General features: G+C 52.5%; 19 protein-coding genes and 1 CRISPR repeat array. Of the genes, 8 read left to right on the top strand and 11 right to left on the bottom strand.

Features of this window, described 5'->3' with window-relative positions:
* Window positions 1–53: 53 nt before the first annotated feature.
* The 10 genes from cas2 (NW843_RS00585) to csx2 all read right to left on the bottom strand — a co-directional run bounded on the left by cas2 (NW843_RS00585) (window position 54) and on the right by csx2 (window position 10,965).
* The gene (gene cas2 / locus NW843_RS00585) at window positions 54–332 is read right to left on the bottom strand and encodes a CRISPR-associated endonuclease Cas2 (protein ID WP_414329659.1); all 279 of its coding nucleotides are present in this window, start codon (window positions 330–332) and stop codon (window positions 54–56) included.
* A complete protein-coding gene (cas1, locus tag NW843_RS00580) occupies window positions 332–1,321 on the bottom strand; it encodes a CRISPR-associated endonuclease Cas1 (RefSeq protein WP_414329661.1) in 990 nt (329 codons plus the stop codon). The genes cas2 (NW843_RS00585) and cas1 (NW843_RS00580) overlap by 1 nt, the downstream gene beginning before the upstream one ends.
* Window positions 1,321–1,620 (bottom strand): CRISPR-associated protein Csx18, encoded by a 300-nt coding sequence (gene csx18 / locus NW843_RS00575; RefSeq protein WP_414341792.1) that lies wholly within the window; start codon window positions 1,618–1,620, stop codon window positions 1,321–1,323. The genes cas1 (NW843_RS00580) and csx18 overlap by 1 nt, the downstream gene beginning before the upstream one ends.
* Window positions 1,621–1,649: 29 nt before the next feature.
* Window positions 1,650–3,458, bottom strand: a complete 1,809-nt coding sequence (locus NW843_RS00570; RefSeq protein ID WP_414521802.1) for an RAMP superfamily CRISPR-associated protein — start codon at window positions 3,456–3,458, stop codon at window positions 1,650–1,652.
* A 30-nt stretch (window positions 3,459–3,488) separates the two neighbouring features.
* Window positions 3,489–4,079: a Uma2 family endonuclease gene (locus NW843_RS00565; protein WP_414521801.1), complete on the bottom strand. Its 591-nt coding sequence runs from the start codon at window positions 4,077–4,079 to the stop codon at window positions 3,489–3,491.
* Between the two features lie 50 nt (window positions 4,080–4,129).
* Window positions 4,130–4,522, bottom strand: a complete 393-nt coding sequence (locus tag NW843_RS00560) for a hypothetical protein (protein WP_414400031.1) — start codon at window positions 4,520–4,522, stop codon at window positions 4,130–4,132.
* A gap of 24 nt (window positions 4,523–4,546) precedes the next feature.
* Window positions 4,547–5,317 (bottom strand): type III-B CRISPR module RAMP protein Cmr4, encoded by a 771-nt coding sequence (gene cmr4 / locus NW843_RS00555; protein WP_414521800.1) that lies wholly within the window; start codon window positions 5,315–5,317, stop codon window positions 4,547–4,549.
* Between the two features lie 50 nt (window positions 5,318–5,367).
* A complete protein-coding gene (locus NW843_RS00550; protein WP_414521799.1) occupies window positions 5,368–6,507 on the bottom strand; it encodes a type III-B CRISPR module-associated protein Cmr3 in 1,140 nt (379 codons plus the stop codon).
* Window positions 6,504–9,491, bottom strand: coding sequence for a type III-B CRISPR-associated protein Cas10/Cmr2 (gene cas10 / locus NW843_RS00545; protein WP_414521798.1), 2,988 nt, complete (start codon window positions 9,489–9,491; stop codon window positions 6,504–6,506). The genes NW843_RS00550 and cas10 overlap by 4 nt, the downstream gene beginning before the upstream one ends.
* A gap of 202 nt (window positions 9,492–9,693) precedes the next feature.
* Window positions 9,694–10,965, bottom strand: coding sequence for a TIGR02221 family CRISPR-associated protein (gene csx2, locus NW843_RS00540; RefSeq protein WP_414521797.1), 1,272 nt, complete (start codon window positions 10,963–10,965; stop codon window positions 9,694–9,696).
* A 166-nt stretch (window positions 10,966–11,131) separates the two neighbouring features.
* Between csx2 and NW843_RS00535 the strand changes: the two genes are divergently transcribed.
* Complete coding sequence (locus NW843_RS00535) at window positions 11,132–11,881, top strand: Uma2 family endonuclease (RefSeq protein ID WP_414352075.1); 750 nt, start codon at window positions 11,132–11,134, stop codon at window positions 11,879–11,881.
* Window positions 11,882–12,013: 132 nt separating this feature from the next.
* On the opposite strand, the gene NW843_RS00530 is transcribed toward NW843_RS00535, so the two are convergent.
* Entirely contained in the window at window positions 12,014–12,574 is a 561-nt protein-coding gene (locus NW843_RS00530; protein ID WP_414341810.1) for a formylmethanofuran dehydrogenase subunit E family protein, read from the bottom strand.
* Window positions 12,575–12,919: 345 nt separating this feature from the next.
* Here NW843_RS00530 and cas6 point away from each other — a divergent pair, with 345 nt between their 5' ends.
* The 7 genes from cas6 (at window position 12,920) to cas2 (NW843_RS00495) (ending at window position 21,332) form a co-directional block, all read left to right on the top strand.
* A complete protein-coding gene (gene cas6 / locus NW843_RS00525) occupies window positions 12,920–13,582 on the top strand; it encodes a type I-MYXAN CRISPR-associated protein Cas6/Cmx6 (RefSeq protein ID WP_414521796.1) in 663 nt (220 codons plus the stop codon).
* A complete protein-coding gene (cas3, locus tag NW843_RS00520) occupies window positions 13,536–16,013 on the top strand; it encodes a CRISPR-associated helicase Cas3' (protein WP_414521795.1) in 2,478 nt (825 codons plus the stop codon). Before cas6 ends, cas3 begins: the two co-directional genes overlap by 47 nt.
* Window positions 16,010–17,578, top strand: coding sequence for a type I-MYXAN CRISPR-associated Cas8a1/Cmx1 (gene cas8a1, locus NW843_RS00515; RefSeq protein WP_414521794.1), 1,569 nt, complete (start codon window positions 16,010–16,012; stop codon window positions 17,576–17,578). Before cas3 ends, cas8a1 begins: the two co-directional genes overlap by 4 nt.
* Window positions 17,579–17,669: 91 nt before the next feature.
* Window positions 17,670–18,590 (top strand): type I-B CRISPR-associated protein Cas7/Cst2/DevR, encoded by a 921-nt coding sequence (gene cas7i, locus NW843_RS00510; RefSeq protein WP_414521793.1) that lies wholly within the window; start codon window positions 17,670–17,672, stop codon window positions 18,588–18,590.
* Window positions 18,587–19,186 (top strand): type I-MYXAN CRISPR-associated protein Cas5/Cmx5/DevS, encoded by a 600-nt coding sequence (gene cas5, locus NW843_RS00505; protein ID WP_414521792.1) that lies wholly within the window; start codon window positions 18,587–18,589, stop codon window positions 19,184–19,186. Before cas7i ends, cas5 begins: the two co-directional genes overlap by 4 nt.
* 187 nt (window positions 19,187–19,373) lie before the next feature.
* Window positions 19,374–21,035 carry a type I-MYXAN CRISPR-associated endonuclease Cas1 gene (gene cas1, locus NW843_RS00500; RefSeq protein WP_414521791.1) on the top strand — a complete coding sequence of 554 codons (1,662 nt, stop codon included), beginning with the start codon at window positions 19,374–19,376 and terminating at the stop codon, window positions 21,033–21,035.
* A gap of 3 nt (window positions 21,036–21,038) precedes the next feature.
* Window positions 21,039–21,332, top strand: a complete 294-nt coding sequence (cas2, locus tag NW843_RS00495; protein ID WP_414341823.1) for a CRISPR-associated endonuclease Cas2 — start codon at window positions 21,039–21,041, stop codon at window positions 21,330–21,332.
* 254 nt (window positions 21,333–21,586) lie between these two features.
* Window positions 21,587–23,059: a CRISPR direct-repeat array (repeat unit 36 nt; unit sequence GTGATTTTCCTCTGATTGCCGTAAGGCGTTGAGCAC).
* Window positions 23,060–23,066 lie beyond the last annotated feature (7 nt).

Here is a 23,066-nt window from a genome sequence, read left to right as displayed (position 1 = left end):
TTGAACAGTGATGTTCAGCAGTGTTCAGCGTAAATGTATCAGACTTGCCTGAGCTACACAATGACCGAGCTGGGGGGTGCAGTCAGGGCAGGCCCACCCCAGATTTCCACCTGGGCGAGGACATAGCTAGTGAGCGGATAGAAGCGGACGCTGTCTTCCTCGGGCTTGATCTTCTTGCGGAGCCGCAGTTTGAGCTCCTCGAACTTGTCTTTGTCGAGGACGCACTCAAACACGCTGTATTGCACGCGCTTGCCGTAGCCTTCTAGCAGGTCGGCAATTTTCTTGCGTCGCTTGTCGCAGGGAGTATCGTAGGTAACAACATAAAGAAACATCAGCGAATCCGGTAGGGCTGGTACAAATCTTGAGGATTATAGACGGATTGCTTAAACTTTTTAACTTGCTGCGTTAGCAGATCCCAGCGGGGTTGATCTCCGTCAGGGGTCTGGATGGATCCCTCCATTCTTTGGATGAAAGCTGTAAGGTACTTTTTCCTGCCACTATCACTTAGAAAACAGCCACCATCGCGATACTCAAAGTCTTCTTCGATGTTCATAATGCCCTTGTTGATCAGCCAGAGGACTATTGAATCTACAATAGGCGCCCGAAATTCTTCCAGTAAGTCCGAAACCAGAGCAGCATGGCGTTCACTGCTAGCGTGCAAGCAACCCTGATAGGGATCCAAATCTTGCAGCTCAATCAGGGTTAATAGATGGTTCCAGAGCACCATGTAGCCAAAGCTGAGCATGGCATTAACCGGGTTAGTGGGCGGCTGTCGAGTGCGGTTAAGCAAAACAAAGCCCCTTTGCTGAAGGCAATTTCCCAATTCCGGGAAATACAGAGCCGCAGCCGCTCCTTCAATGCCCCGCAATTGATCTAGAGACTTGGCCTCAAGAGCTTGAGCAGCCAAATGTTCCAGACTGCGCAGGGTCAGATCCCCTGTTTCAGTGGGGCGTTGCCTGAGCTGCCTCATCAGCAGCACCCGGCTATTGAGCAGCTTGGCTCGCACCATCTGGGCTGCCGTTTGCAATCGCCATTCTTCAGGGAGCGCTTGTTGCAAATGAGCTAAGCGGCGGTACCCCCTCTCTATAGGAACAAGGCGACCATAGCAATAGCCTAGCCGGGAGAGATAGGCAATAGGAATATTCCGCCTCAGGCACGCTCTCACTACGTCTGTGGTGACCTGGGATCGGCCAAAGATTAAAATTTGCTCCAGCAAGGGTAGAGGCACCTCCTGCAAGAGCGACTCGCCCAAATAGACCATTACGAACTCTTGCTTAAGGCTAAGCCTACACCCCTGCTGAGAGACATATAAAGTTCGCATTATTCGTCATGACGACGCAGATCTTCAGCGCCTCGCCTCTGATCTATGGCATTGCCGGGTTTAGAGCGGCCACGCTCCGGTAAAATCTCAACATCAATTTCAGGACTTGACAAGAAATCCATCACGATCTCGGCCAGACTGCCCGAAAAGAAGCTGGCAATCATGACAAGAACGGTATTGGTAATCACGGCTGCCAATCCCAAAGGAGCAATTAGCAGGATGGCCAGCGTGATCGAGCCGTTGACCACAGCTGTAACAAGGTTTCTAAGAACTTTGGCATTGATCCTCTTTTTGGACATTTTATTCCTCCAGAGATTCTCCAAGATCTCTACCTCAAGGGCCAGATTATTCCAAAATCATCAGCATTTTTCCTGAGCTGTTCAAGATAACTTTTCCTAGGATTCACCGTTGCCCCAAAAACGGTAACCACCTGATAGTCATCCAAATCTGCAATCCAGACAGGGGACGGCGTGCCTGTGTCGCCGCAGAGAAACTTGTCGTATTTTCCTGGCGCTATCTTGCCTACCTTGTGCAAAACAGCCAAAGCATAGGGCTTATTAAACTCTTCTGGGCCGCTGCAGACTACAATCCTGCAATGGGCATCCACAGCTTCAGGACACTTTTCTTTGCCGACCTGACCAAAGCTCCTGGGATTGCTGAGATCAATGGCCTGCCCAGTCAAAACCTGGAGTGCTTCAAAAAAGCCCCGCAGCCGCTTCTGAAAGAGTTTCTGGAATTCCTCTACCGACTCTGGCAGATTCCAAAATGAATCTTCGGAGTTGGGAATGAGGGTGGATCCCCGCCACCAAGGAGCTCTACCGCGGTCTTGGCGAGAGTAGCAGGGCCTTCTTGCCCCCTGGCCAATACCTCCCAGATGAAACAGCATCCAGGTCAGATTCCGAAAGAGCTTTTGCACTGCTTCCTGCTTCTCCTTTGAAGCATGGTTGTAGCACTCCTCAGAAAGGCTGAGAATGAGGATCCCTTCTTGCTGTCCAGCAGGCTCCCCCCTTCCCGCTTGGTTGGGTTCCGGCTCTGGTTGAGTTACTCGCCCCTTCAAAAGATCCACATGGATCCAGCCATGTTTTTGCTGGGGAGTGATGGCCCCAAAAAGTTGCCCCTCCCATTCCTGCACCTGCTTCACGGGCAAAACACCCAGGGCAAAGGTTCGAAACCAGTAGCGCAGCATGTTCTTAAAGGCTACCGGTCGGACTTCGGCAATTGATTTGTTGTCATACCGGTTCTTATCAGGTCTCCAGTTGACCACTTGCCGCCCGTGGATCAACTGACCCTCCAGCTCAAAAGGCAGCCGCAAGAATTCTCCCTTGTATTGAGATAGAGTTTTGCCAGTTTGAATCAGCCGACCGTAGCCGGTATTGACTTGGGATCCCACTCCTTGCTCCAGCCCGCGGATGAGCCATTCTTTCACTTGGGCTAACATCTCGTCGGTGCAGCCTGGGCCTTTGCGGATCCCGATTAAAAACGTGGCCTGTTTGAGAGAGAAAAAGACATTGGGATTTGCTTTATATTCCAAGCTGTTGCCATTCCATCTCCAAACGTTATTGGCAATATCAACAGCCAAGCCTCCCGACCTGGAGTTATCAGGATCCCCTTGTTTTTGAGTCTTGGTCGGCACAGGGTAGGCATCCAAAAAGATCACCTTGCCAGCACTATCTTTGTCCTCAGCTTCCAGGTGCCCAAGCCAGGGTGCCACTGCTTTATCTGCCTCCTCCCAAGACAGATTGTGCTTCTGCATCAACTCTCGAATAGCCTGGGCGCGGGCTACCCCCCGCAAGGTGGAGCTGGGAAGGTAAGGGATCCCTAAGTGATCAAAAGCGGGCAGCAGCATGCTCTCCGGGCCTTTGGCTCCGCCTACCCGAATTCGCCAGGGACAGGTGACCTGAAAAGTGTTTTTTTCTCCGGCAATGCGTTTGATGCGAGCATTCAGAACTTGAAGACGCGCTCCGTAGTTTGCCTTTGCTTCTGCCTGGTGCACCAGATCGACTTTGGCTCCGTCTTTGAAAGGAGTTGCTGGAGCCCTCATCCAACGCAGATATTCAATAAAGCTCGCTGTGGGATCTGGGCTGGGGTTGGGATCCGAGGGATGTCCTAACCAGGGAGCAGGACGATTGCTAGGCATTTGATCTTCTCCTAAAGATGGAAAGCAGTATTAGGAATTGCGAAGCGTTTCCCGAAATTCGCGCAACATAGCGCTGGTGCCAATTTCTAAGGCGCGTCGAATAAGTTGAGGTACAAGACTGGAGATGTCGAAGTCTGGGAAAAGCCGGCTGCAGCTCGATTCTACGTAGTCTTCTCCCTGCAGAATAAATATCCGCAAACTTCGCTCACCCAAGATCCAAACTTCGGGCACACCAGTAGCTTTATAAGCATCGATAAAGGTTCGGGAAGTAACGTCGGACTCAATGGCCAGATCAGGCGGGGGCAACAGATCGACATCGATCCTTCCCTCACACCCTCGCACCTGCTCTAGGTGATGGACATAAAAGCAGGTGTCAGGCTCCACCCCAGCACTGCCAGACTTTTTAAGGGTTGTTGAGCCAAAGTCTTCCCAGTCTCTCCCTTGAGAATCAAGGAGAGCTTTCACAATATCTCCGGCAATGCGGTGAGGGCGCTCATGTTTGGACAAGGGAGACATGATCTCTAACGTGCCGTTGTAATAGGCAATGCGAGTGTGGCGGTCTTCCCCTAACTCTTCCAAGATGCTCTCAAAGTCTTGCCAAGTCAGCGAATGGATGACCACTTGGCTTCCTTCACACAGGGAAATAGACTGGATTGGAACAGCTACACTCATTAGTCCCCCCCGCTAACGTCATGGTAAATGGCTGTAGCCCAGAAGCTGAATTCTTGCGCCAAAGCAAGTCCCAGCCCTGTTAAACCCAGGTACTCTTCAACTCCCAACCCCATGAGACGATCCAGGCCGTTGGATTTGGCAATTTCGTTTTGACCGGATATCTTTTCTAGGCAATCGAAAAACTCCTTGACCACCTCTTTTTTGCCCTCTTGGCTAAGGGCGTCTTCTTCGGCCTTGAGGCGCAGCAAACCCCAGGTGGAAAGATAGGTGTACAGCTCCACAGCCTGGTTCTTCTGCTCTTTTAGCCTTTCTGTATCCTTGGTTTGTGCTCTGAGCTGGCACAGGGATTCGTAAACGGGCTTGGCTAATGTACGCGGGTCAAAGCTATTCATAAAACCTCCCTCCTAGGTTGAGATCTAGTTCAAAGACAGCTCCACAAAGCCTCGGCCCAAGCTTTCCTGGCCGCCAATCTGCATAATCTGGTTGGATTGCAGCAGATCTCGAAACTCTTTCATTGCCTCCTCAGAACTGCCATTTGCTTGGGCTGTAACCCCCCAGGTAAAGTACATCAAGCTGTCAGGAGGAATGGCCTCTTCATAGCGGAAGCCTCCTTCCACAACCTTGTGCTCGCTAAGCTTGACTTTCACCTGCCGCCACAGGCTCATTTGAATGAGGGTGGCACAGTGCTGATCGGGTAAAACAATCACGCGACTGATATTAGGATCTTTGGTGTAGCTCTTCCATTCCGACCATTGTCGAAGACCCTCTTTGAGAATGGCATCTTTGAGGTAAATGGGGCGGTTAGTGCCCAAGCTCGTACTGTAGGGATCCGGCACTGACAGATTCTGGCCTGTTAGCCGCAGCCAGCGCTTGAGCAGAAGCGGGCAGCTTATCCACACCACCCCGTGGCTGAGGGAGGGCACCGGGATCCAAAGCAAGGAGCCATCCCCAATCCAAATGGATCCTTGGGTCAGCTGATCCCCTTCCCCAATTTCGTTGCCAAAGAGCTCAAATTTTTTGTCTTTATCGGCCACGCTGGCCCGCAACCTGCCCCGAATGGTGCTGGAAGGGATGTAGGGCAAATTGGTGTGGGATTCGCGGGCAATGCCCAAGAGGTTGCCTTCTTGGGTGGTGCCGCCAGTGTGCAGAGGGGTCAACAAGGTGAGATAGACTACGTGAAAAGCCATAGGAAAACACTCCTTCATCAACTCTGAAACAGAACTTCAAACACCTGCGCTCAGTCGGCCCAACGGAGCCAAAGCAATTCGCTGTAGCCCAACAGCCGCCAGCGGTGGAACACGTTGAGCCGGCCATCTTCTAGCTCGGGCTCTTCTTGGTTGAGGGGGGCCGGCTGCTCCAGGTAGTAGATACTGCCAGGGGGCGCTGCAAAAACTTGAGGAGCGGGTAGGCTCATCTGTCGCGGCTCTTGGGGGTGATCTACCCGCAGGCGGCCGTTGATGGGAACGGGCTTGCCGGTGGCCACGCTCACCAGGGGGCCGGTAAGGGAGTGAGCAGGATGGGGAGTGGCCAATCTCCATTCCCAGGGCCAGGCACGGCAGAGGGAACGCCCGTCCACCTTTTTGATGAACACACCTGGGGTCACCAAGTAGGCCAAAGCGCGTCCGGCTTGGCAAAAGGCGGCCTGAGAAAGGTCCTGCAACTGCTGCCACTGCGCCTGCAACTTCGGACAGGGGGCCAGCAAAGCGCAGTGGCCTTCTCCCCCCAGCCGCAGCACTGCTTCCTGAGTAAGGGGTAGGGGATCCCAGGCTTCGCGATCGGGATCCCAGCACTCGATGGAAAGGGCCAAACTCCAGCCCGGCTGAAGACGGATACAGGTCTCCACAAAGTAGCCATCGGCTTCTCGCACTTGCCGCTTGCTCACCTGCAGGGTGTTGTGGGGCCGTACTTCATACTTCAACGGCGGCTTGACGGCCTGGCTGAGATCCCAGCCTTTGCCTTCCAGCGCCTTTTGCACCACCTCGAAGGGCAGGTAGCCTCCTGTTTTTTTCTTCTTGCTGCTCTGGCTGCGTTCGGGTTCCTCCTCTGCTGGCCTCAGGGACACCAACGGGGCTGGCCGGGTGGGATCCCAGTGGCAATGGAAGTAGGGATCCCTCTCGTCCAACCAAGGAACGGGAACAAGGGGGAATCCGTCTTCCAGGTGCAAAGGGGCAGGGAAATAGAGCCTTTCGTCGTGGCAGAGAAAGGGGCCCCGCAGCCGCAGCGTCAAGGGCTGGCCCAGGTAAGCCTGGATAGCACCAGCAAGGGTATGGCCGCTAGGGGGAAAGCTGCTGTTGGCCCAGGCCCGCTCTCCCGGCGCAAAGGGCTTAGCATCTCGAAACATCCACACATCCAAGGGTGATAGGGTAAACCAACTCATCGGCCGTTCCTCCCCAATTTCACGGTGCGGTTGCGCAGCACAAAAGCTGCCAACTTGAACCAGTTTTTGATCTCCAGATCCCACGCCTGCGGCTGGGCGGGTAGGCTGTGCTGCCAAAAATGCTGGATAAACTCCACAAGCTTGTTCTGGAAGTGCTCTTTCTGCTCCGATTCCTGTTTGAAGAGATCCCGGCGGCTGCAGAACAACCGGGCCCACTCGCGCACTGCCTCTAGGCTCGGAGCTGGGTGTTGCTCCCAAAGCTGGGCCGCTTGTTCAAACAAGGAGCTTTGATCCTGCTGCTGGCCCATGAGCTTCCAGTCAAAATCAAGGAGATCCTTCCACTTGTCGAACGTGTCGAACTTGCTGGTGCTCACCAGTTGGTTGCCATTGGCAAACAGCACCCGCACCTGCACGCTGTCTTTGGGGCAGCCATGGGCATAGAGGTGGCCCTTGGCTTCTTCTTCCGCTTGCCAAAGGTTTTCCAGGGCAATGGCCAGAGGCACCGAGTGATGGGCAATCACCACGCCGAAGCTGATGGTGGCCGCGGATCCCAGGGTAAAGAGGGGGCGCCGGCTCAAACCTTCGGGAGGCCGCCCTTTTTTCCACTGCCAGTAGTCCCCCAGGTTCTCAAACTCCCGCCAGTCATCCTCTCCCCCCCGGAAACACTGGCGAATATCCCACAGCCAGCCATCCCACTCCCAGAGGTTGGTGTAGGCCAAAACGTCGTCCCCGCCGGCATAGATGAGCCTGCCGGCATAGCGTTGCTCTGTTAGGTAGGGCACCAACTGGCCGGAAAAATCCAGCAGGGCGCGGCTTAGGGCGCTGTGGGTGGCAGGCCCCATGCGCTTGCGGCTGTTTTTGACAAACTTCTGAAAAGCGTCTTTGACTTGCTCCAGCTCCTCCTTGTCCTTGCCAAAGACCTCGCCAATGGCTTCCGTTTGCCCGTTGGCCAGCCGCTGTAGGGGTTGAGGCAGATAGTCGTAGTAGGATTTCATCTTCTCGCCCCTGAGCCATTTGCCCATGTCGTCCCCATCCCCGGCAGCCAGCACGTACCAACTGGCGGGGTTAACGCTGGGGTAGTAGCGGCCTAGAAGCGTCTCGATGTCCTGCCGGTAGCTTCTTTGCGTTTCCTCGTCCAGCTCCAGGTCTTCCACCAGCCAACCAGCATTGAGCAGACGGGGATGGTAGCGCAGGTTCTGCCGGTCGGCCCACGGGATCCCCCATTTGCCCCGCATTTCCCGCAGCACCCCTCTGACCTCCGGGTAGCGGGCCTCCACTGCCTGACAGGCCTGCTCGAAGTGCTCTCGTTCCCGTCGCCCTTGGGTTTTGAGGTAGCCGGCTACGCCAGCGGTGAGATCCGGGTAGGAAGCGGCAATCTGGTCTTCATCCAGCTCGCGGAAGAGCTCCGGCAGCACTTTGTACAAGCCCCGCTTGAGGGTTTCGGTGGCATTGAGCTGTTCCCGGCCATCGAAGAGCCCGGCCTGCCGTTGCCAAAGCCGCCGACTCTCCCCTTCTGTTATCCACCCCTGCCGCGGCGAGGGATGCACCACCGGCCCCAAGCCCGAAACGGTGCTGCGCGGCCCAAACGCAACGGGGAGCTGCCAATCGCGGGCCTGCTTACAAGCGGCTTGTAGCCGCCGACTTTGCTCCACTGCGGCTGCCCACCAAGATCCCACGTTGAGTCCGGCCTTGTATTGGCGGCGCTGTTGTCTTTGGGGATCCCAGAAGCTAGCCCGCAGAAACTCCAGCTCCTCATCAGCAAAGAGCTTTTGCTTAGCCCCCAGGTGATAGGTGCGGTTTTGGGCACTGACCCAGGGATCCTCATCAATGGAAACCTGAGGGGGCTTGAGGATGCCGGTATCCTTGAGGGCATGAGCCGGGGATCCCAAGGGCACGGCTGCCCAGTAGTGCTGCCACTGGTGCTCCAGCCATCCCTGCCAGGTGGGGTCCTCTGGGTGCAACTGCCTCAGCCAGCGGCGATCCCCCTGCAGGTAATCCAGCACCCTCTGGGCCAACTGCTTCCATTCTTCCTTGAGGGTCTGCTGGGCAAACTGCATGGCCGCTTGCACCCGGTCTTCCGGCAACAGCAGCAGGAGCACGTTGGGAAAACCGGCGGTGAGCAGGGCGTTGGCAGAAGGTTGAGGGATCCATTCTTCAAATTCGGGGTACTTCTCCCGCAGCCAGTGGTCGATTAACGGCTGGCCGTAGAGGCTGGGGTAGAGCAGACAGTCGGGGCCGTATTTCTCGGCAAGCCGCCAACTCATGCGGGCAGAAAGGTAGTGCAGCAGCCAGGATCCGGCCCAAAAGTCCCGCATTTTGCGGCTGGCTTTGATCAACTCTTGGATGGGGTTGAAGGTAAAGCTCACCAAAAAGGGTCGCGTGGGCTCCTCGTAGCCGGCCAAGCATCCGGCCAAGGCTGCGGTGACGCTGGCGTGGCTCCACAGGGATCCGTCTGGCAGCCGGGTTTCTGCCGGCAATAGCAGCAAGCTCTCATCCCCAAACTCCTGACAAATGGCCTGGGGAAAGCACCGCCAAAACCACCAAAACACTTTTTGGGGATCCTCCTCTTGCCAAACCCAATCGGGGATGGCGCTCTCCTCCCGTTCCATCAGGTAGTCTGCACGGGAGCCGGCATCCTTGAGGGCTTGGTGTTGGTCATCGGCCAATTGCCAAAAGTGCTTGCGCCCCGAGAGCAGATGGCTCATCTCCAGTCCAGAGCCTAACCCCTGGCCGCGATCCTCAACCTGGTAGTCGATGGCTACAGGCAAATGGCCAATGGCCGCGCGGTCGCTGGCCGAGGCGATGAGATCCGCATCTCCCACACCTCTGAGAGGGGATCCCTCGGCTTTGGGAGAAGACCATCCCTGCATCGCCGCCAGTCTGGTCCACAGCCCTTCCTTGGAGCGGCCAGTCCTGTCGTGTAGGGCTTTGAGGGCGGGATCATGTAACAGACCCCAGAGCTTAGCTTGCCAGTAGTAAGACATGGTGTTTTCGCTGGAGAAACAGAACAGTTAGGAACTCCTCGAACAAGGAACAAAACCCCGGTAGCCACCCGATGTCGTGGCTACAGAAGCTACAAAACAAAGTCGATCTGATCCCGGCCAGCCCTCAGTTTTCTTCAGTATTTCTCAATAACCGTTGTTTGACCAAAAACCCAGAACCTGAGGGCGAACCGATGTCTTTAGCCTACGGAGAAGTGGAAAGATCCCCTTCCAACTTCCCTTCTGCCCAGGTCAATTTGGGAAACAGCTCTTCCAGGCCAGGCAGCAGGTCTTGCAAAACAAAGCTTTCTAGAGCTTCGCTGTTCAAAGGGTTTGGATTCATCTGCACATGGGCAACATCGTTGCGGTACTGGCTGAGGCGAGACCAGAGGTTGGCAAGTTTCTGCACATCGGGAACATGGGCAGCAATGTCAGGAGGCGCCTGGGGCTGGTCTTCCCGTGGAATGAGGGATCCCAGTTGGTGTTCGATCTCCTGCCGCGCTTCCCGCTGGCGGTAGTTGGGCAGCCCCTCACACAAGCAGAGGGCCGAGATCACCCACTCCCGAGCTAAGAGAATTGCCTGCGTGGTGAAGCGTTTCTCCACATACCAGCGCAGCAGTTGAAATTGCTTTTGAACTTGAGCCTTGGCATCCGTAGCTCTGTCTGCTGGCAAAGCCAGTTGGCTGTAGCTGTCTTGAATGCTTTGCAACAGCAAGCCAAAGGGCTTGGCAAATTGGCCCACCTCTTCTGCCAACTCCTGGGTGGAGTGCCTTTGCAACCTAAGCAAGTCATCCTCCAAAAGGCTGACCGGTCTTACCAGCTCCAGGGAACGAGAGATATTGCGGATGGCTTGGCCAAAGTTCTGCAGCCGGATGGGCTTGGGATCCCTTTTGCCGAGCTTTGGTTGGCGGTAAAAGTCCCGTTGAACTGTATCCAAAAGTTGGCCCAACTCCAAGGCCGAGCCGGTGCTAATGAATTTGTCGGTAGCCGTCAGCCAATCCAAAAGACGAAGGGCGGGGGTGAGATCGATGATGGGTGTTTCCTGCTGGTCTTTGAGATAGAGACCGTAGTACAGCCCCTGAATATTTACATTCTTGGCCTTGCGCAAAAGGGCGGCTCCCAAGAGCACCAGTACGGGGATGGAGCGAAAGGCGTGGGTGATATCAAAAAGCAGCCGTGTGTTGGCCTCGATGCTGTCAACCAGCACGTCGAAGATCTGCCAGGTCTCTGCCTCGGTTTTCCCTTCAGGAATGGCCTTGGCAATTTTCTCCACGTGGGGGGGTAGGCAGTCCTGTAGATGCTTCCAATGGGTGTCATGTGCTTCTTGGGTTAGCAGCACAATCACCCTCTCGATGTCAAAGAGCTGACAGAGGGCTTTGGCAACATAACGGGTTCTATCGGCTTTCCGCTCCCCAAAAACATACACCGTCTCGCTGTAGGGGCTGGTGCCTAGAGTGGTCAAAAGGGTATTAGCCATAGGGATCCTCTCGATGACGGCTTTCAAGCATTGAAGCACGGGCATCTTCAAGCTACTGCAGCTTGGAAGCCCCCCCTTCTCAAGTTGCCTGGAGAGGGTTCTGGGTTGAATGTTGCCCTATCCTCTCCCGAAAAGTGGCATCCTCTGCTCAGCCGGTGCCAGAAAGATGGGGATCTCTACCCCCAAAATTGAGTGGAGCCATCTTGCCGCTGGATTTGGATCCCTGCTCGACAACTGTTTCAAAACGGTGAAGGTGGGGGATGTCAGAGCTAGCCTAGACAGAGATTCGGCCATCCTAAACAACGGGGATCCTGTGATGCTATCGACTCCAGAGTTGTCCATTTCAGGTCAAAAGCTAACTCCCGAACAGTTTCTGGCCTTGCCGGAGGGGGATATTGTCTATGAGCTAGTCGATGGGCGGGCCGTCTCCAAAAACGAACCCATGTCGCCAAAACGCTTCCATGCTCGTCTCCAACCGGTGTTGTGGCAAATTTTGGAGGACTGGTGCTCTAGCCCTGAGTGTCCTAAGCCTGGGTCAGCACATACTGAGTGGGCAGTTGTTTTAACACGAAAGGCAGAGCCCTGGATCCCGATTCCCGACCTCACCTACATCTCCAACGAGCGGTTGCCGGTTGAGGCCATGACCGATGAACCTTGTTTTGCCATTCCCGAGTTGGTGATCGAGATCCTTTCTCCTGGCCAGAGTTTTGGAGCCATAGCTCAGAAGGCAACCGATTATCTAGAAGCTGGGATCCCCAGGGTTTGGGTTGTGGATCCCCAAGCCAAGAGCATCACCGTCTTCTATCCCGATGCCCCGCCGCGCACCTTTACGGGATCTCAAGCCATTCAAGATGATTTCCTGCCGGGTCTAAAGGTGATCCCTCAAGATGTATTCGCTCAAGCCCGGATCCCTTAGGGGGTACCTAGCGAGCCCACGATAATCAGAGTTAGTTCCAGAAAGAGAGCATCCGGCAGAGGTGGCCACCCATCTAGGTCTGGAGCTGATTGGCTCAGGAATGCCGAAGGGATCCCGAAGCGATATTCCCTGCTATGGGCTAATGGCGAGACGGAAAAGCTTCTCATCGGCCAGTTGAAGAACTTCCTGCCCTGCAGCCGCCAGTTGTTCCGGGGGCAAGTTCCGGTATTTGTCAATAAACTCGGGCAAAACTTGAAACTCCACCCGCTTGCCGGTCTCTCGGTGGATGACCACGCTGCGCATTTTTTCAAGAGATTCGACCTCCACCAGCTTCAAGTTCAACTTGCCCAAACTGGCCCCTGTTGCAGCATGCAAGCCATCCACAATGCACACAAACGGGATCTCTGCCGGCGACTCGTGAATGACCTCCACCAGAAAACGGTTCCTAGAAGTGTGGGGAGTTGGACTCATCAAGCCCAGCTCCTGCAGAGCGCGCATCCCCATGCGATAGCCGACCACGGCCCAAGGCCCAGCTCCGCCATGAATTTCCGTTACTCGCTGAATGGCCGCCGCCGTCGAGTCCGTTGCAGAACTGGTGACCGGATGAGCTGTCGCCGGCGCTCCCAGAGTTAGCTGAAGTGCAATCAGCAAAAGAGAAAGCTGCTGTGGCTTGGCAATGGATGACAGGTTCATAGGCAGCGAGAGAGCTGATAAAGAGGAGATGGGTCAAGCCATCCTAAGCTCTACCCTTCGAGGTTGCCTATGCGGGGGTAGGGGATCCAGCTGTCTTCTGAGAACTCTTCCAAAAATCAACTCCTGGGTAAACAGGGCTAAGACCAGTGGTATTGTCAGAGGTAAGCCCCTGGGCGTTGAGCACTTTCACGTGGCTGTTGTGGTCGAAAGTGCCTTGCTGCTGGCAGCAGGCCTTAGCACCCCTGACTGCCCTTTCCACTGATCGCCCTGGGGCGCCGCGCGCTGCTTGACAGAAGCGAGCTGTGTTCACTAGCATTTCTTACGTATGTTTCACGTGGCAGTTGTATGATGAGCCACTCAATGACTGCTGAAGCTTCAATGGCAAACCCAACACATGTCCCTTACGAAGCTCCCGTAGTGGACCTATGCCTGCCCGTGCGAGGAACTACCCTCCCAGCAGATCACGGGTACGCTCTACTCGCGGCGCTATGCCACCAAGTACCAACACTGCACCGAAACCCTCACATCGGGATTTTGACAACAGCGGGAATTGGAGACAGACGAGGCAAAATCTTACTGACTCCGCACTCCCACATTAGAATTCGGCTGCCCATGGAAGCAGTGCCGGAGGTGTACAAGCTAGCCGGCAAGCAATTGAAGATTGGATCTCACGAAGTACAGCTGGGGATCCCCAGGATTTTTACTCTCAAACCAAGCACTTCCCTAAAAGCCCGAATTGTTACAATCAAGGGCTACACCGAGCCAGATCCATTTGTGCAAGCTGCCCAAGACCAGTTAGAGAAGCTTAAGATCTCAGGCCGGGTATCAGTACTGCAAGATAAAACTGGGAAACCCTTGCGCAAGACCTTGAGAATTAAAGGGCATACGATTGTAGGTTTCTCAACCTTAGTAGAGAACCTACAGGAAGAAGACTCAATTCGCCTCCAGCAGGTAGGGCTAGGTGGCCGGCGGCGCATGGGTTGTGGATTCTTTTTGCCGTGCAGGTGAGGATGGATCTGCAATGTTTAAGTTTAAGTTTCTATTGGCCAAATCCTTAGCACAATGGAATGCCGAGTGCCAATCCAGAGAGGAGTACGCTCAGGCGAAGCGTGCCGCTAAACTTACAGGTCATGTTTCGGCTGTGCTATCGGCAGCTGAAGTCCTTTTGGGTTGCCTAGGAGAGACCATCCAGCAGCAGCTAAGGTTGGAGAACTCAAGTTGTCTAGAATCTGTTGTCAAGCTGGGAGCTTACTTACATGATTGGGGTAAGGCGAATCAACATTTTCAAGAGATGGTTTATCTCAAGTCGTCGATCCTAGACACTAACTCGAAAGCAAAGCTTGAAAAGAGTTGGGGAAGTCATAACAGAAGGCAACTTATCCGACACGAGTTTTTAAGTGGCATACTTGCTTTACAGGTCAGTGCATTTCGAGAGTGGCTACAGAAAGCATTTACTGAAGAGGAGCTCCTCTTAGCTGCCTGGACAGCAATTGGACATCACCTCAAAGCGGGAGTGAATTCTCAGGGCAAAAAATCTCACAAAATTACGGAGTTGTCTGATGGCTCAGGATCTGAGATTTACGTTTATACTGGCCATCCAGACTTTCAATCTGTGTTGAGGCTCGGATCGCAGAGACTAGGGCTACCATCAGAGATTCCAAGTGTACCCTCAGCAAGTTGGGAAAGAGACCAACTGGAACAGCACTTGCGTGCATTGGTAGATCAGTTTCGAGACTTTGCTCAAAATTTTAGCTTTGAGAGACAGATATTAATAGCGGCTGCTAAGGCAACAGTAATTGCTGCAGATTTAGCAGGATCGGTCTTGCCAGTGGAGGGAGAAAACTTGCAAAGCTGGGTTTCTAATACCTTGAGTTTAGCTCTCCAAGAAAGTGAATTAGAGCAACTGATTACCCAGAAACTAGGAAAAAACTCCCTGCGTCCCTTCCAAGAGCAAATGGCTGCTGCCACTCATCGAGTAACACTGGTCAAGGCAGGCTGTGGTACAGGCAAGACCTTGGGAGCCTACGCTTGGGCGAAAAAGTGGGCATCGGGAAGGCGACTGTTTTTTGGCTATCCGACCACCGGAACGGCTACTCAGGGCTACTTGGACTACGCCGAGGGATCCCCAATAGAAAAGGCACTGATGCACTCACGAGCAGATTTGGATCGAGAACTTTTATTGACCGGCGAAGGCGAAGAGGATGAGGGTGCTTCGTTTCGTTTGGCAGCGTTGCAAGTATGGAGAAAGAAACTGGTTATCTGCACTGTAGACTCTATTTTAGGGTTAATCCAGAACAATAGAAGACCACTATTTTCTTGGCCAGCTCTAGTTCAATCTGCCTTCGTTTTTGACGAGGTACATGCCTATGACAATCAGTTGTTTGGCTCTTTGCTGAGATTTTTACAGGCTTTTCGAGGCGCACCTATCCTACTGATGAGCGCCAGCTTCACCCCAGGGCGACTTGAGGCGATTAAACGGGTGATGAGTGAGTTGGGTGAACCTATTGGGGATCCCATTGAAGGGCCTCAAGAGCTAGAAGAGCTGAAGCGCTATCAAATACGAGAAATTCAACCAAAGGAGGATCCCATCAATTCCGAATCCATTTGGTCAGAAGTTACTAAGGCAGTTCAAGAGAACCAAAAGGTATTGTGGGTAACCAATTCAGTTGCCAGTTGCATTAACATTTATCGAGAGGCTCAGAAGAAGCTAAAAGACATTGAAGCCAAAGTTTTAATTTATCACAGTCGATTTCGTTATAAAGATAGACTTAGAAAGCATGAGCAGATTATTAACGCTTTTGGTCAACCAGGGCCTGTTCTCGCTGTTACTACACAGGTTTGTGAAATGTCCTTAGATTTAAGTGCAGACTTGCTTATCTCTGCTATGGCTCCAGCGACATCTTTAATTCAGCGACTAGGTCGCCTCAATCGAAGAATGAAAAGCGAGCAGGAGCGATCCCGTGTAGCTCTTTTCTACGAATGGAACGAACACCTCCCCTATGGCGCAGCAGAATTAGAAACTGGCCGGCAGCTGCTTGAACAGCTTAGAGAACTTGAGTATATTTCCCAGCGAGACCTGGCTGATATCATCTCTCAGCTCAGCCGGGAAGAGCCTGCCAGGGTGAAGTCAGCATGGCTTGATCAAAACTGGTGCACTTATCCAAGTTCCCTGCGAGAGGCCGGCTACACGATAACAGTGCTTCTGGCAGAGGATCAAGACGCTATTTGGAAGGCTGCTGAAGTCAGACAGAAGAAAGCTCTAGATAAGGGCCAAAAGCTATCGAGAATGCAAGCTTTTCTACAAGAAGCTCAAGCCTGGTCAATTCCAATCCGGATCCCAGATAAAAAGACGGAGTGGTGGAACTGGAGGCGACGCGGATTCTACTTCGTCACAGAGCCTGGATATATCAACTACAGCGAGGAATTTGGTACGCCATGACCGAATTAAAGTTGCATCTGGGACACCCCGGATTAACCCTGCTACATCGAGCGGGCTTAGCCGGACTATGGATGACCCTCAAGCAGCTAGAGCAGGAAATTCCACCAGAAAAGCGCCCAGGGTCACTAAGTTGGGAGTTGACGCCACGACAAGTTCAACTGTTCTGGGAAGGGAATGACTTTGAAGTGATTGATTGGTTGCTCAAAGAGTCCTTCCAGCTTGACAATGGGTTAATCGCATTGCGAGGGATCGACAGTAAGTCGATGCGAAAAGACTCCCAGGTAGTCATCCATCAAGGAATCCTGGGAACATTTCTACAACATGCCAAAACCCGTAAAGTTATTGGCGAGCAAACTCAATCTTTAGAGATTGATGAGGATCATCCGCCTGTCATTATCAAGTATAAAGCTTTAGAAAGCTACGTCCATCAGGAATTTGCCAAAAATCTATGTGATAAAAACGGTAATTGGCTTAAGCAGCCAATTAGCATTGCTGGCTGGCTTAATCCTGGTGCAGTCGTTCGCCACAATGCATTTCCCTCGGATACAAGCTTTGAAGAATCTCCAGAGATGGCCTTTATACTTCTCTACGCTCCTGTTTCTTGCTGCTACTACATACTTCGCTCGCGGCTGCGAGATCAGAAAGCTCAATATGCCCTGGTAGTTCCCGAGATTACCGATATGGAGGTCTATGCAAGCTACCGGCAAGATCCCCAGCTTCGTTATGCAGCCTACCAGGATTTTCATGCTTCGAGTTTGGGAGATGCTGGGCTTAGGTTTTTGACGTACCAAGGGATTGCAGAATCTGCTAGGGAATTTAAGGTAAAACGATGTCAGGTTCTAACTCTAGGTGTTGTTCCGTGGTCGAGCCAACAAAAATCTCGCACAGATCTACTTACTGTAGAAGCAGAATATCGCGTCTGTAAAAACTACCAGATCTGCAAAGCAGTGTTACCAGATCGAGTTGTCGTCAAGGCAAAAGCAGAGGAAGGCAGTTTCATTGCAACAAGTTTTGCTCGTGAGATGATTGCTGAAAATCTGGCAAGGGGTTACTCTTGGTATGCCGGATTTGCAGAGCAGGTTAATAGCAACGAGCAGTTTAAGCAGCTATGTTACGAGCGCGGAGGTCTAAACGAAATGGTCATGAAAACGGAAATGGATGACAGAGAGCGCTGGTTTGTTCAGGCTTGTCATGAAGCCATTCGCTTTACCTATGGTCGGTTATCTCAGAAAACCCAGGATAGGGGAGAGTTTACTAACTTCGACAGAGAAAATATACGTATTCGCACTGGTCTGACTCGATGCAAAAACGCGGAAAGCTTCCGCGAGTTTATTACTAGCTTTTGGGCGCGGGCTGGAAGAATACCGACACTGCAAGAGCATTGGGATGACTTGATGGATTTAGTTATGGATCCCAAGGAATGGAAAAAAGCGCGAGACTTAGCTCTTCTAGCGTTGGCCAGCTACAAAGGCAAGGAGCGACAGGAACGACAGGAAGAACTTCAGGATGAGCTTGACGAGGATGATGTTGACTTGATTGTACTTGCCGAGCTAGAGGAGGACTGAAAGTGTAAAGCAAGAGCCAGAAAGTCAAGTGAAAAGTTGATGTAGCAACGACTTAACAGTTCAGTTTGAAGAATTAGCTTGGAGGAAGATTATGACTTTGCACCTGTTTGGCAACATCTTGACCAGCTACGGCACCGCTGCCAACAACCGCGGTGAGAATGACGGCAACATCACTACCCTGCAAAAGATCCTCTGGAAAAATGAGGTGCACACTACCGTCTCTGCTGAAGCAATCCGTTGGGCCCTGCGTTACTATTGGCAGGTCTCAGGGAATGGCTGCGAAGTTAACCGACGTTGGAATGATCAAACCAACGACAACGAGTGGCAAGCGCCTAACTTTGATCCCGAGCGGTATATCGATGATGATGTCCTAGGCTTTATGCGTGCGGAAGGGGCTAAAGTAGATGCCTCAGACGAAAACTCATCCAGGAAGAAGGGAGAGAAGTTACCAAAGGGCACTACCACTGCTCGGCGAGGTGTTTTGGAAGTAACTCGGGCAGTTTCTACTCGACCCTACAGCGGAGATGTAACCTTCAACGCGAAAAGTGGCCAGAAGGGATCCACTTCTCTCTACGGAACGGAGGTTCATGCTACTCGCTATCAGTACGGCTTTGCAATGACTCCTGCTCGGCTCCACCGGCAAGACCGAGTAATCGAAGTGTTAAACGGACTGGTTTCGTTGGGGGAAGTAGCCGGCAATCACTCTCGCTTTCTCTATGACTTTTCACCGGATAGCATAGTCCTGCGCTGGACACACGACTTTTCGCCACGCCTACTCTACTGCTTTGAAGAAAACTCTGATGGAGAAATCAGCATGCCGGACTTAGTGCGTCGAGTGCAAGTGGGGGATATAGCTCCTCAAGAGCTGTGGCTGGCAGGAGCCGCTGCCGAAACTGAGGACGGGGAGAAGCTAGACCGGTTGGGTGCTCACGTAAGCTCAGGCATTAAATCAACAGTTGATCAACTTATCAGCTTGATTAGGCAGCAAATTTCTTGTGAGGAGGCAGCATGATTCAGCTCCAGGTTGAGGTGCCTATCGCCTGTTTCCGTCAATCTTGGGCCAGGGAGTTTGCCGAAACTTATCCAGTGCCGCCACCGGCTACTGTTTATGGAATGTTGCTTTCCTTGCTGGGAGAATGGGATCGGCATCGATATTGCGGATCCCAACTGGCAATTGCTCTCCTGAGCCAACCCCAGCTTTCTACAGTGATCCGTACCCTTCGTCGTTTTAAGACAAAAGATATTCAGCATCCAAACAATGCCCGTCCTGACTACCAACAATTGCTGACCGATGTGCAAATCGCAGTTTTGGTCAAGGGATCCCTTGCTCATGACTTGGAAAGAGCCTTTGAAAATCCTGAATTAATTGACCGATCTGGGGGACTAAGCCTAGGAGAGAGTCGTGACCTAGTTAATTCGGTAACAGCAATTCAGAAAGTTCCCTTAGGGGGAAGATGGCTAATTCAAGATGAGAATGGGATCCTGACCTTGCCGTATTGGGTTGATCACGTGGGATCGCGTGGTACTCGCTGGCGAAGATACTCACTCCAAACTCTTGAAGGTGATGATGTACCGGAGTTAGCCTGGACGGAAATTTGCCCAAACTAGGCAGCGAGAATTCCAAGCTTTAGTTCCAGACTTGTCAACCCTAAGTCGAAAGCTTGTTTCTGAACAGCTTAGTAACCCTGCAAGGAGAAGATCTTGTGCGGAGTCTGAGTTTTATCTCCACTCAAAGAGAAAGCTGTTCTAAGATTGCTGAAGAACTCTATATTTTCATATTTCGGAGTATCAGATTATGCCGGCATCACTAATCGATTTCCCCGCACAGATAGATTCAGATTTGATTCGTGTTTCAGCACTGCACGCATTGGCCTACTGCCCACGACTATTTTATCTAGAGGAGGTCGAGGAGCTCTATACGGAAAACGCAGCTATTTTTGCCGGTCGGCGGTTACACACAGAGCTGGAAAAGCAAGAGGGAGAGGAGTGGGAGGATCTATTTCTAGAAAGCGAAGAACTGGGCTTGCGGGGAAGAGTGGATGCTTTGCGCACTCGTGATGGACAGATCATTCCCTACGAGCATAAAAGGGGTCGGTCAGCACGGGATCTGGACAACCAGCCTCAAGCCTGGGAGAGTGACCGGTTGCAGATTTTGGCCTACGCCTATCTCGTGGAAACAGCTTTGGGGATCCCAATTCCCGAAGGACGAATTCGGTACCACGCAGATAATGTGCTCGTACACGTACCCCTTGATGATGCTGGGCGCCAAGCTGTACGTCAGGCAATTGAACAAGCGAGGCTGCTGCGCCAATCTCCTCTGCGGCCCCCAATTACCGACAATGAGCGGCTGTGTGCGGGTTGCTCCTTAGCTCCCGTGTGTTTGCCCGAAGAAGCGAGGCTAGCTAATGACAGAGAATGGCAACCTATTCGCCTGTTCCCGGAAGATGACGAACGGCAATGTGTCCACATTCTAGAGCCAGGGGCACGGGTAGGGCGCAGTGGATCCCGTCTCAAAGTTACCTACCGAAACCAAAGCGAAGAGTTTATCTCCGCTCAGCAAACTGGACAAATTGTGCTGCATGGTTTCTCTCAAATTTCAACTCAAGCCATTCATTTCTGCGCCGAACAATACATTGGAATTCACTTAATTTCGGGAGGTGGACGCTATGTCGGCAGCCTGGATCCCCGATATGGGAGCATCCAGCGCCGCATTCGACAGTATCAGGCCCTGAGCAATCCTGAAATGTGCCTGAGACTAGCCCGAAAGTTGGTGAGGTGTCGAGGCCAGAGCCAGCGCAAGTTCTTAATGCGCTTGGGATCCCAGCGTTCGCCGGAGGTAGAACAAGCTATCGAACAAATGAAGCGATTGCTCAAGCAAGTTGATCAGGCAGACTCTTTGTCAAGTCTATTGGGACTGGAAGGAAACTTAGCAGCGCTCTACTTTTCTGCCTTGCCTCATCTGCTGTCTGATGCAGTACCTGAGGAAATGCGATTTTCAGGACGAAATCGAAGACCTCCCAAGGATCGCTTTAACGCCTTACTTGGGTTTGGTTATGCTCTTTTGCTTAAAGATGTAATGAATGCTATTTTGACAGTTGGATTAGAGCCCGCCCTGGGTTTTTATCACCAGCCTCGCTCCCAAGCGCATCCTCTGGCTCTTGACTTGATGGAGATCTTCCGTGTTCCTCTTGTAGATATGCCAGTCGTAGCCTCAGTTAACCGACGGCAATGGGATCCAGACGCAGATTTTACAGTACGGGGCCAACAAGTTTGGCTCAGCGAAGAGGGACGTAAGAAGATGATTCGGATTTACGAGGAGCGCAAGCGAGAAAAGTGGAAGCACCCAGTTACTCATTACTCTCTTACCTACTGCCGTTTAATAGAGCTAGAGGTTCGTCTTTTGGAAAAAGAGTGGAACGGCGAAGCAGACTTGTTTGGAAATTTAGTCGTGAGATAGATTATGGCCGAGCATAAGGTTTGTTACTTGGTGTGCTACGATATTCGCTGTCAGAAGCGATGGCGAAAAGCATTCAAGTTATTGGAGGGATATGGAGAACGAATTCAGTACTCAATTTTTCGTGCCTGGCTAACATTGCGAGAACGAGAGAAACTGCGTTGGGAGCTAGAGAAAATTCTAAAACCAGAGGATGACCTCTTGCTTGTGGGGATCTGCAACCGCTGCTTAGAGCGGGTGCTCGCCTCGAACCGACCAGAAAGTTGGCCAGAACGACAGGATGGCTACAGGATCTGTTAAAAAGCAAGGATCTATCGTTGTGAAAGACGCTTTAGCCCCCAAAAGACCTGAAAGTCTTGTCGGAAGAGGGTTCCAGGGATTTTCGACCGCCTGGAGTTGCTTGCAAAATCCCGGCTCCCTTACGAGAAAACCTTTTGCCGGGCCCAGTGCGTTAGGAGACCTGTCTTCTAGCTGGCAGTTGGTGTATAGAATAAGGGTACATGCTTGCAAAGGCTCCATCCGAGCCTTGCAGAGTAAGGATCCTGGGGTGCGCCGTGATTTTCCTCTGATTGCCGTAAGGCGTTGAGCACACCTTTAGGTCATCCTCGGTTGCCCTTTCTAGCTGGGTGATTTTCCTCTGATTGCCGTAAGGCGTTGAGCACTCGATTAAGCCATTACACATAAACGCTGAGATCTGAGTGATTTTCCTCTGATTGCCGTAAGGCGTTGAGCACAGAAAAGACTTCCCGTCTTGGAGGGCCTCACCTTCGTGATTTTCCTCTGATTGCCGTAAGGCGTTGAGCACACCAGGCTTGCCACAGACTGTCAATCGCCCATCTAGGTGATTTTCCTCTGATTGCCGTAAGGCGTTGAGCACCCTTTCTGCTGGACACGCTGGGCGCGGTACCGGACCGTGATTTTCCTCTGATTGCCGTAAGGCGTTGAGCACGAAAACCCCCATCACGCAAGGATTCTTGGATAGCGGTGATTTTCCTCTGATTGCCGTAAGGCGTTGAGCACGAGGTTTGTCCCTGCGTCTGTTTGTACAGGAGCTTTGTGATTTTCCTCTGATTGCCGTAAGGCGTTGAGCACTGGAAGGGCAGTTTGAAGGCAACCCAGATGAGCTCGGTGATTTTCCTCTGATTGCCGTAAGGCGTTGAGCACGAATAGGGTTTACTAGTGTCAAGTTCCCAATACCGTGATTTTCCTCTGATTGCCGTAAGGCGTTGAGCACTCAATTGCCTCACAGAGCTCTCGCTTCAAATCAGCGAGTGATTTTCCTCTGATTGCCGTAAGGCGTTGAGCACAGTGACTTTGAGCGTGCTTTGGAATTTACCCTTCGGGTGATTTTCCTCTGATTGCCGTAAGGCGTTGAGCACAAGTCGATGTGGATCCGATCCCTGGTGTTACTCCGGAGTGATTTTCCTCTGATTGCCGTAAGGCGTTGAGCACATCAAGCGCCGTGAGTTTTCCAGCAACGTCCTAGGCTGTGATTTTCCTCTGATTGCCGTAAGGCGTTGAGCACTATTCGATCGTCTCCCTGTATGATTCAGCAAGTCTGTGATTTTCCTCTGATTGCCGTAAGGCGTTGAGCACGTAAGGTCTATTCACAGGTCAGACTATGCCGCGGGGTGATTTTCCTCTGATTGCCGTAAGGCGTTGAGCACTAGACCAGTCTTATTAAATCGGCTCGCCAACTACCGTGATTTTCCTCTGATTGCCGTAAGGCGTTGAGCACCCTATTGCATGGACTACTGTGTTTCTCAAGTAAGAGTGATTTTCCTCTGATTGCCGTAAGGCGTTGAGCACTCTGTTTCAGGCTGTCTGGCGTGGTTGCTGAGTTTAGGTGATTTTCCTCTGATTGCCGTAAGGCGTTGAGCACGTGGTTCCGGTGGCGGATCCTCTACCTCGGCCTGCACGTGATTTTCCTCTGATTGCCGTAAGGCGTTGAGCACATAGGCGGGTTGGCGGTGGGCTACCATGGGGGAAGAGTGATTTTCCTCTGATTGCCGTAAGGCGTTGAGCACCTTGTAG

The sequence above is a fragment of the Synechococcus sp. R5-12 genome, assembly GCF_047502655.1.
Taxonomy (GTDB): domain Bacteria; phylum Cyanobacteriota; class Cyanobacteriia; order Thermostichales; family Thermostichaceae; genus Thermostichus.
The sequence above is the reverse complement of the archived record's forward strand: the minus strand, read 5'-3'. Positions and strand labels throughout refer to the sequence as shown.

Excerpts from the sequence above, each read along its gene's own strand:
- NW843_RS00560 (WP_414400031.1), bottom strand. The coding sequence starts at position 4,522 with ATGAATAGCTTTGACCCGCGTACATTAGCCAAGCCCGTTTACGAATCC.
- cas2 (WP_414341823.1), top strand. The coding sequence starts at position 21,039 with ATGGCCGAGCATAAGGTTTGTTACTTGGTGTGCTACGATATTCGCTGT.
- cas5 (WP_414521792.1), top strand. The coding sequence starts at position 18,587 with ATGATTCAGCTCCAGGTTGAGGTGCCTATCGCCTGTTTCCGTCAATCT.
- cas1 (WP_414329661.1), bottom strand. The coding sequence starts at position 1,321 with ATGCGAACTTTATATGTCTCTCAGCAGGGGTGTAGGCTTAGCCTTAAG.
- cas1 (WP_414521791.1), top strand. The coding sequence starts at position 19,374 with ATGCCGGCATCACTAATCGATTTCCCCGCACAGATAGATTCAGATTTG.
- cas8a1 (WP_414521794.1), top strand. The coding sequence starts at position 16,010 with ATGACCGAATTAAAGTTGCATCTGGGACACCCCGGATTAACCCTGCTA.
- NW843_RS00530 (WP_414341810.1), bottom strand. The coding sequence starts at position 12,574 with ATGAACCTGTCATCCATTGCCAAGCCACAGCAGCTTTCTCTTTTGCTG.
- cas2 (WP_414329659.1), bottom strand. The coding sequence starts at position 332 with ATGTTTCTTTATGTTGTTACCTACGATACTCCCTGCGACAAGCGACGC.
- NW843_RS00570 (WP_414521802.1), bottom strand. The coding sequence starts at position 3,458 with ATGCCTAGCAATCGTCCTGCTCCCTGGTTAGGACATCCCTCGGATCCC.
- csx2 (WP_414521797.1), bottom strand. The coding sequence starts at position 10,965 with ATGGCTAATACCCTTTTGACCACTCTAGGCACCAGCCCCTACAGCGAG.
- cas6 (WP_414521796.1), top strand. The coding sequence starts at position 12,920 with ATGATGAGCCACTCAATGACTGCTGAAGCTTCAATGGCAAACCCAACA.
- NW843_RS00535 (WP_414352075.1), top strand. The coding sequence starts at position 11,132 with ATGGGGATCTCTACCCCCAAAATTGAGTGGAGCCATCTTGCCGCTGGA.
- cas10 (WP_414521798.1), bottom strand. The coding sequence starts at position 9,491 with ATGTCTTACTACTGGCAAGCTAAGCTCTGGGGTCTGTTACATGATCCC.
- csx18 (WP_414341792.1), bottom strand. The coding sequence starts at position 1,620 with ATGTCCAAAAAGAGGATCAATGCCAAAGTTCTTAGAAACCTTGTTACA.
- cas7i (WP_414521793.1), top strand. The coding sequence starts at position 17,670 with ATGACTTTGCACCTGTTTGGCAACATCTTGACCAGCTACGGCACCGCT.
- NW843_RS00550 (WP_414521799.1), bottom strand. The coding sequence starts at position 6,507 with ATGAGTTGGTTTACCCTATCACCCTTGGATGTGTGGATGTTTCGAGAT.
- cmr4 (WP_414521800.1), bottom strand. The coding sequence starts at position 5,317 with ATGGCTTTTCACGTAGTCTATCTCACCTTGTTGACCCCTCTGCACACT.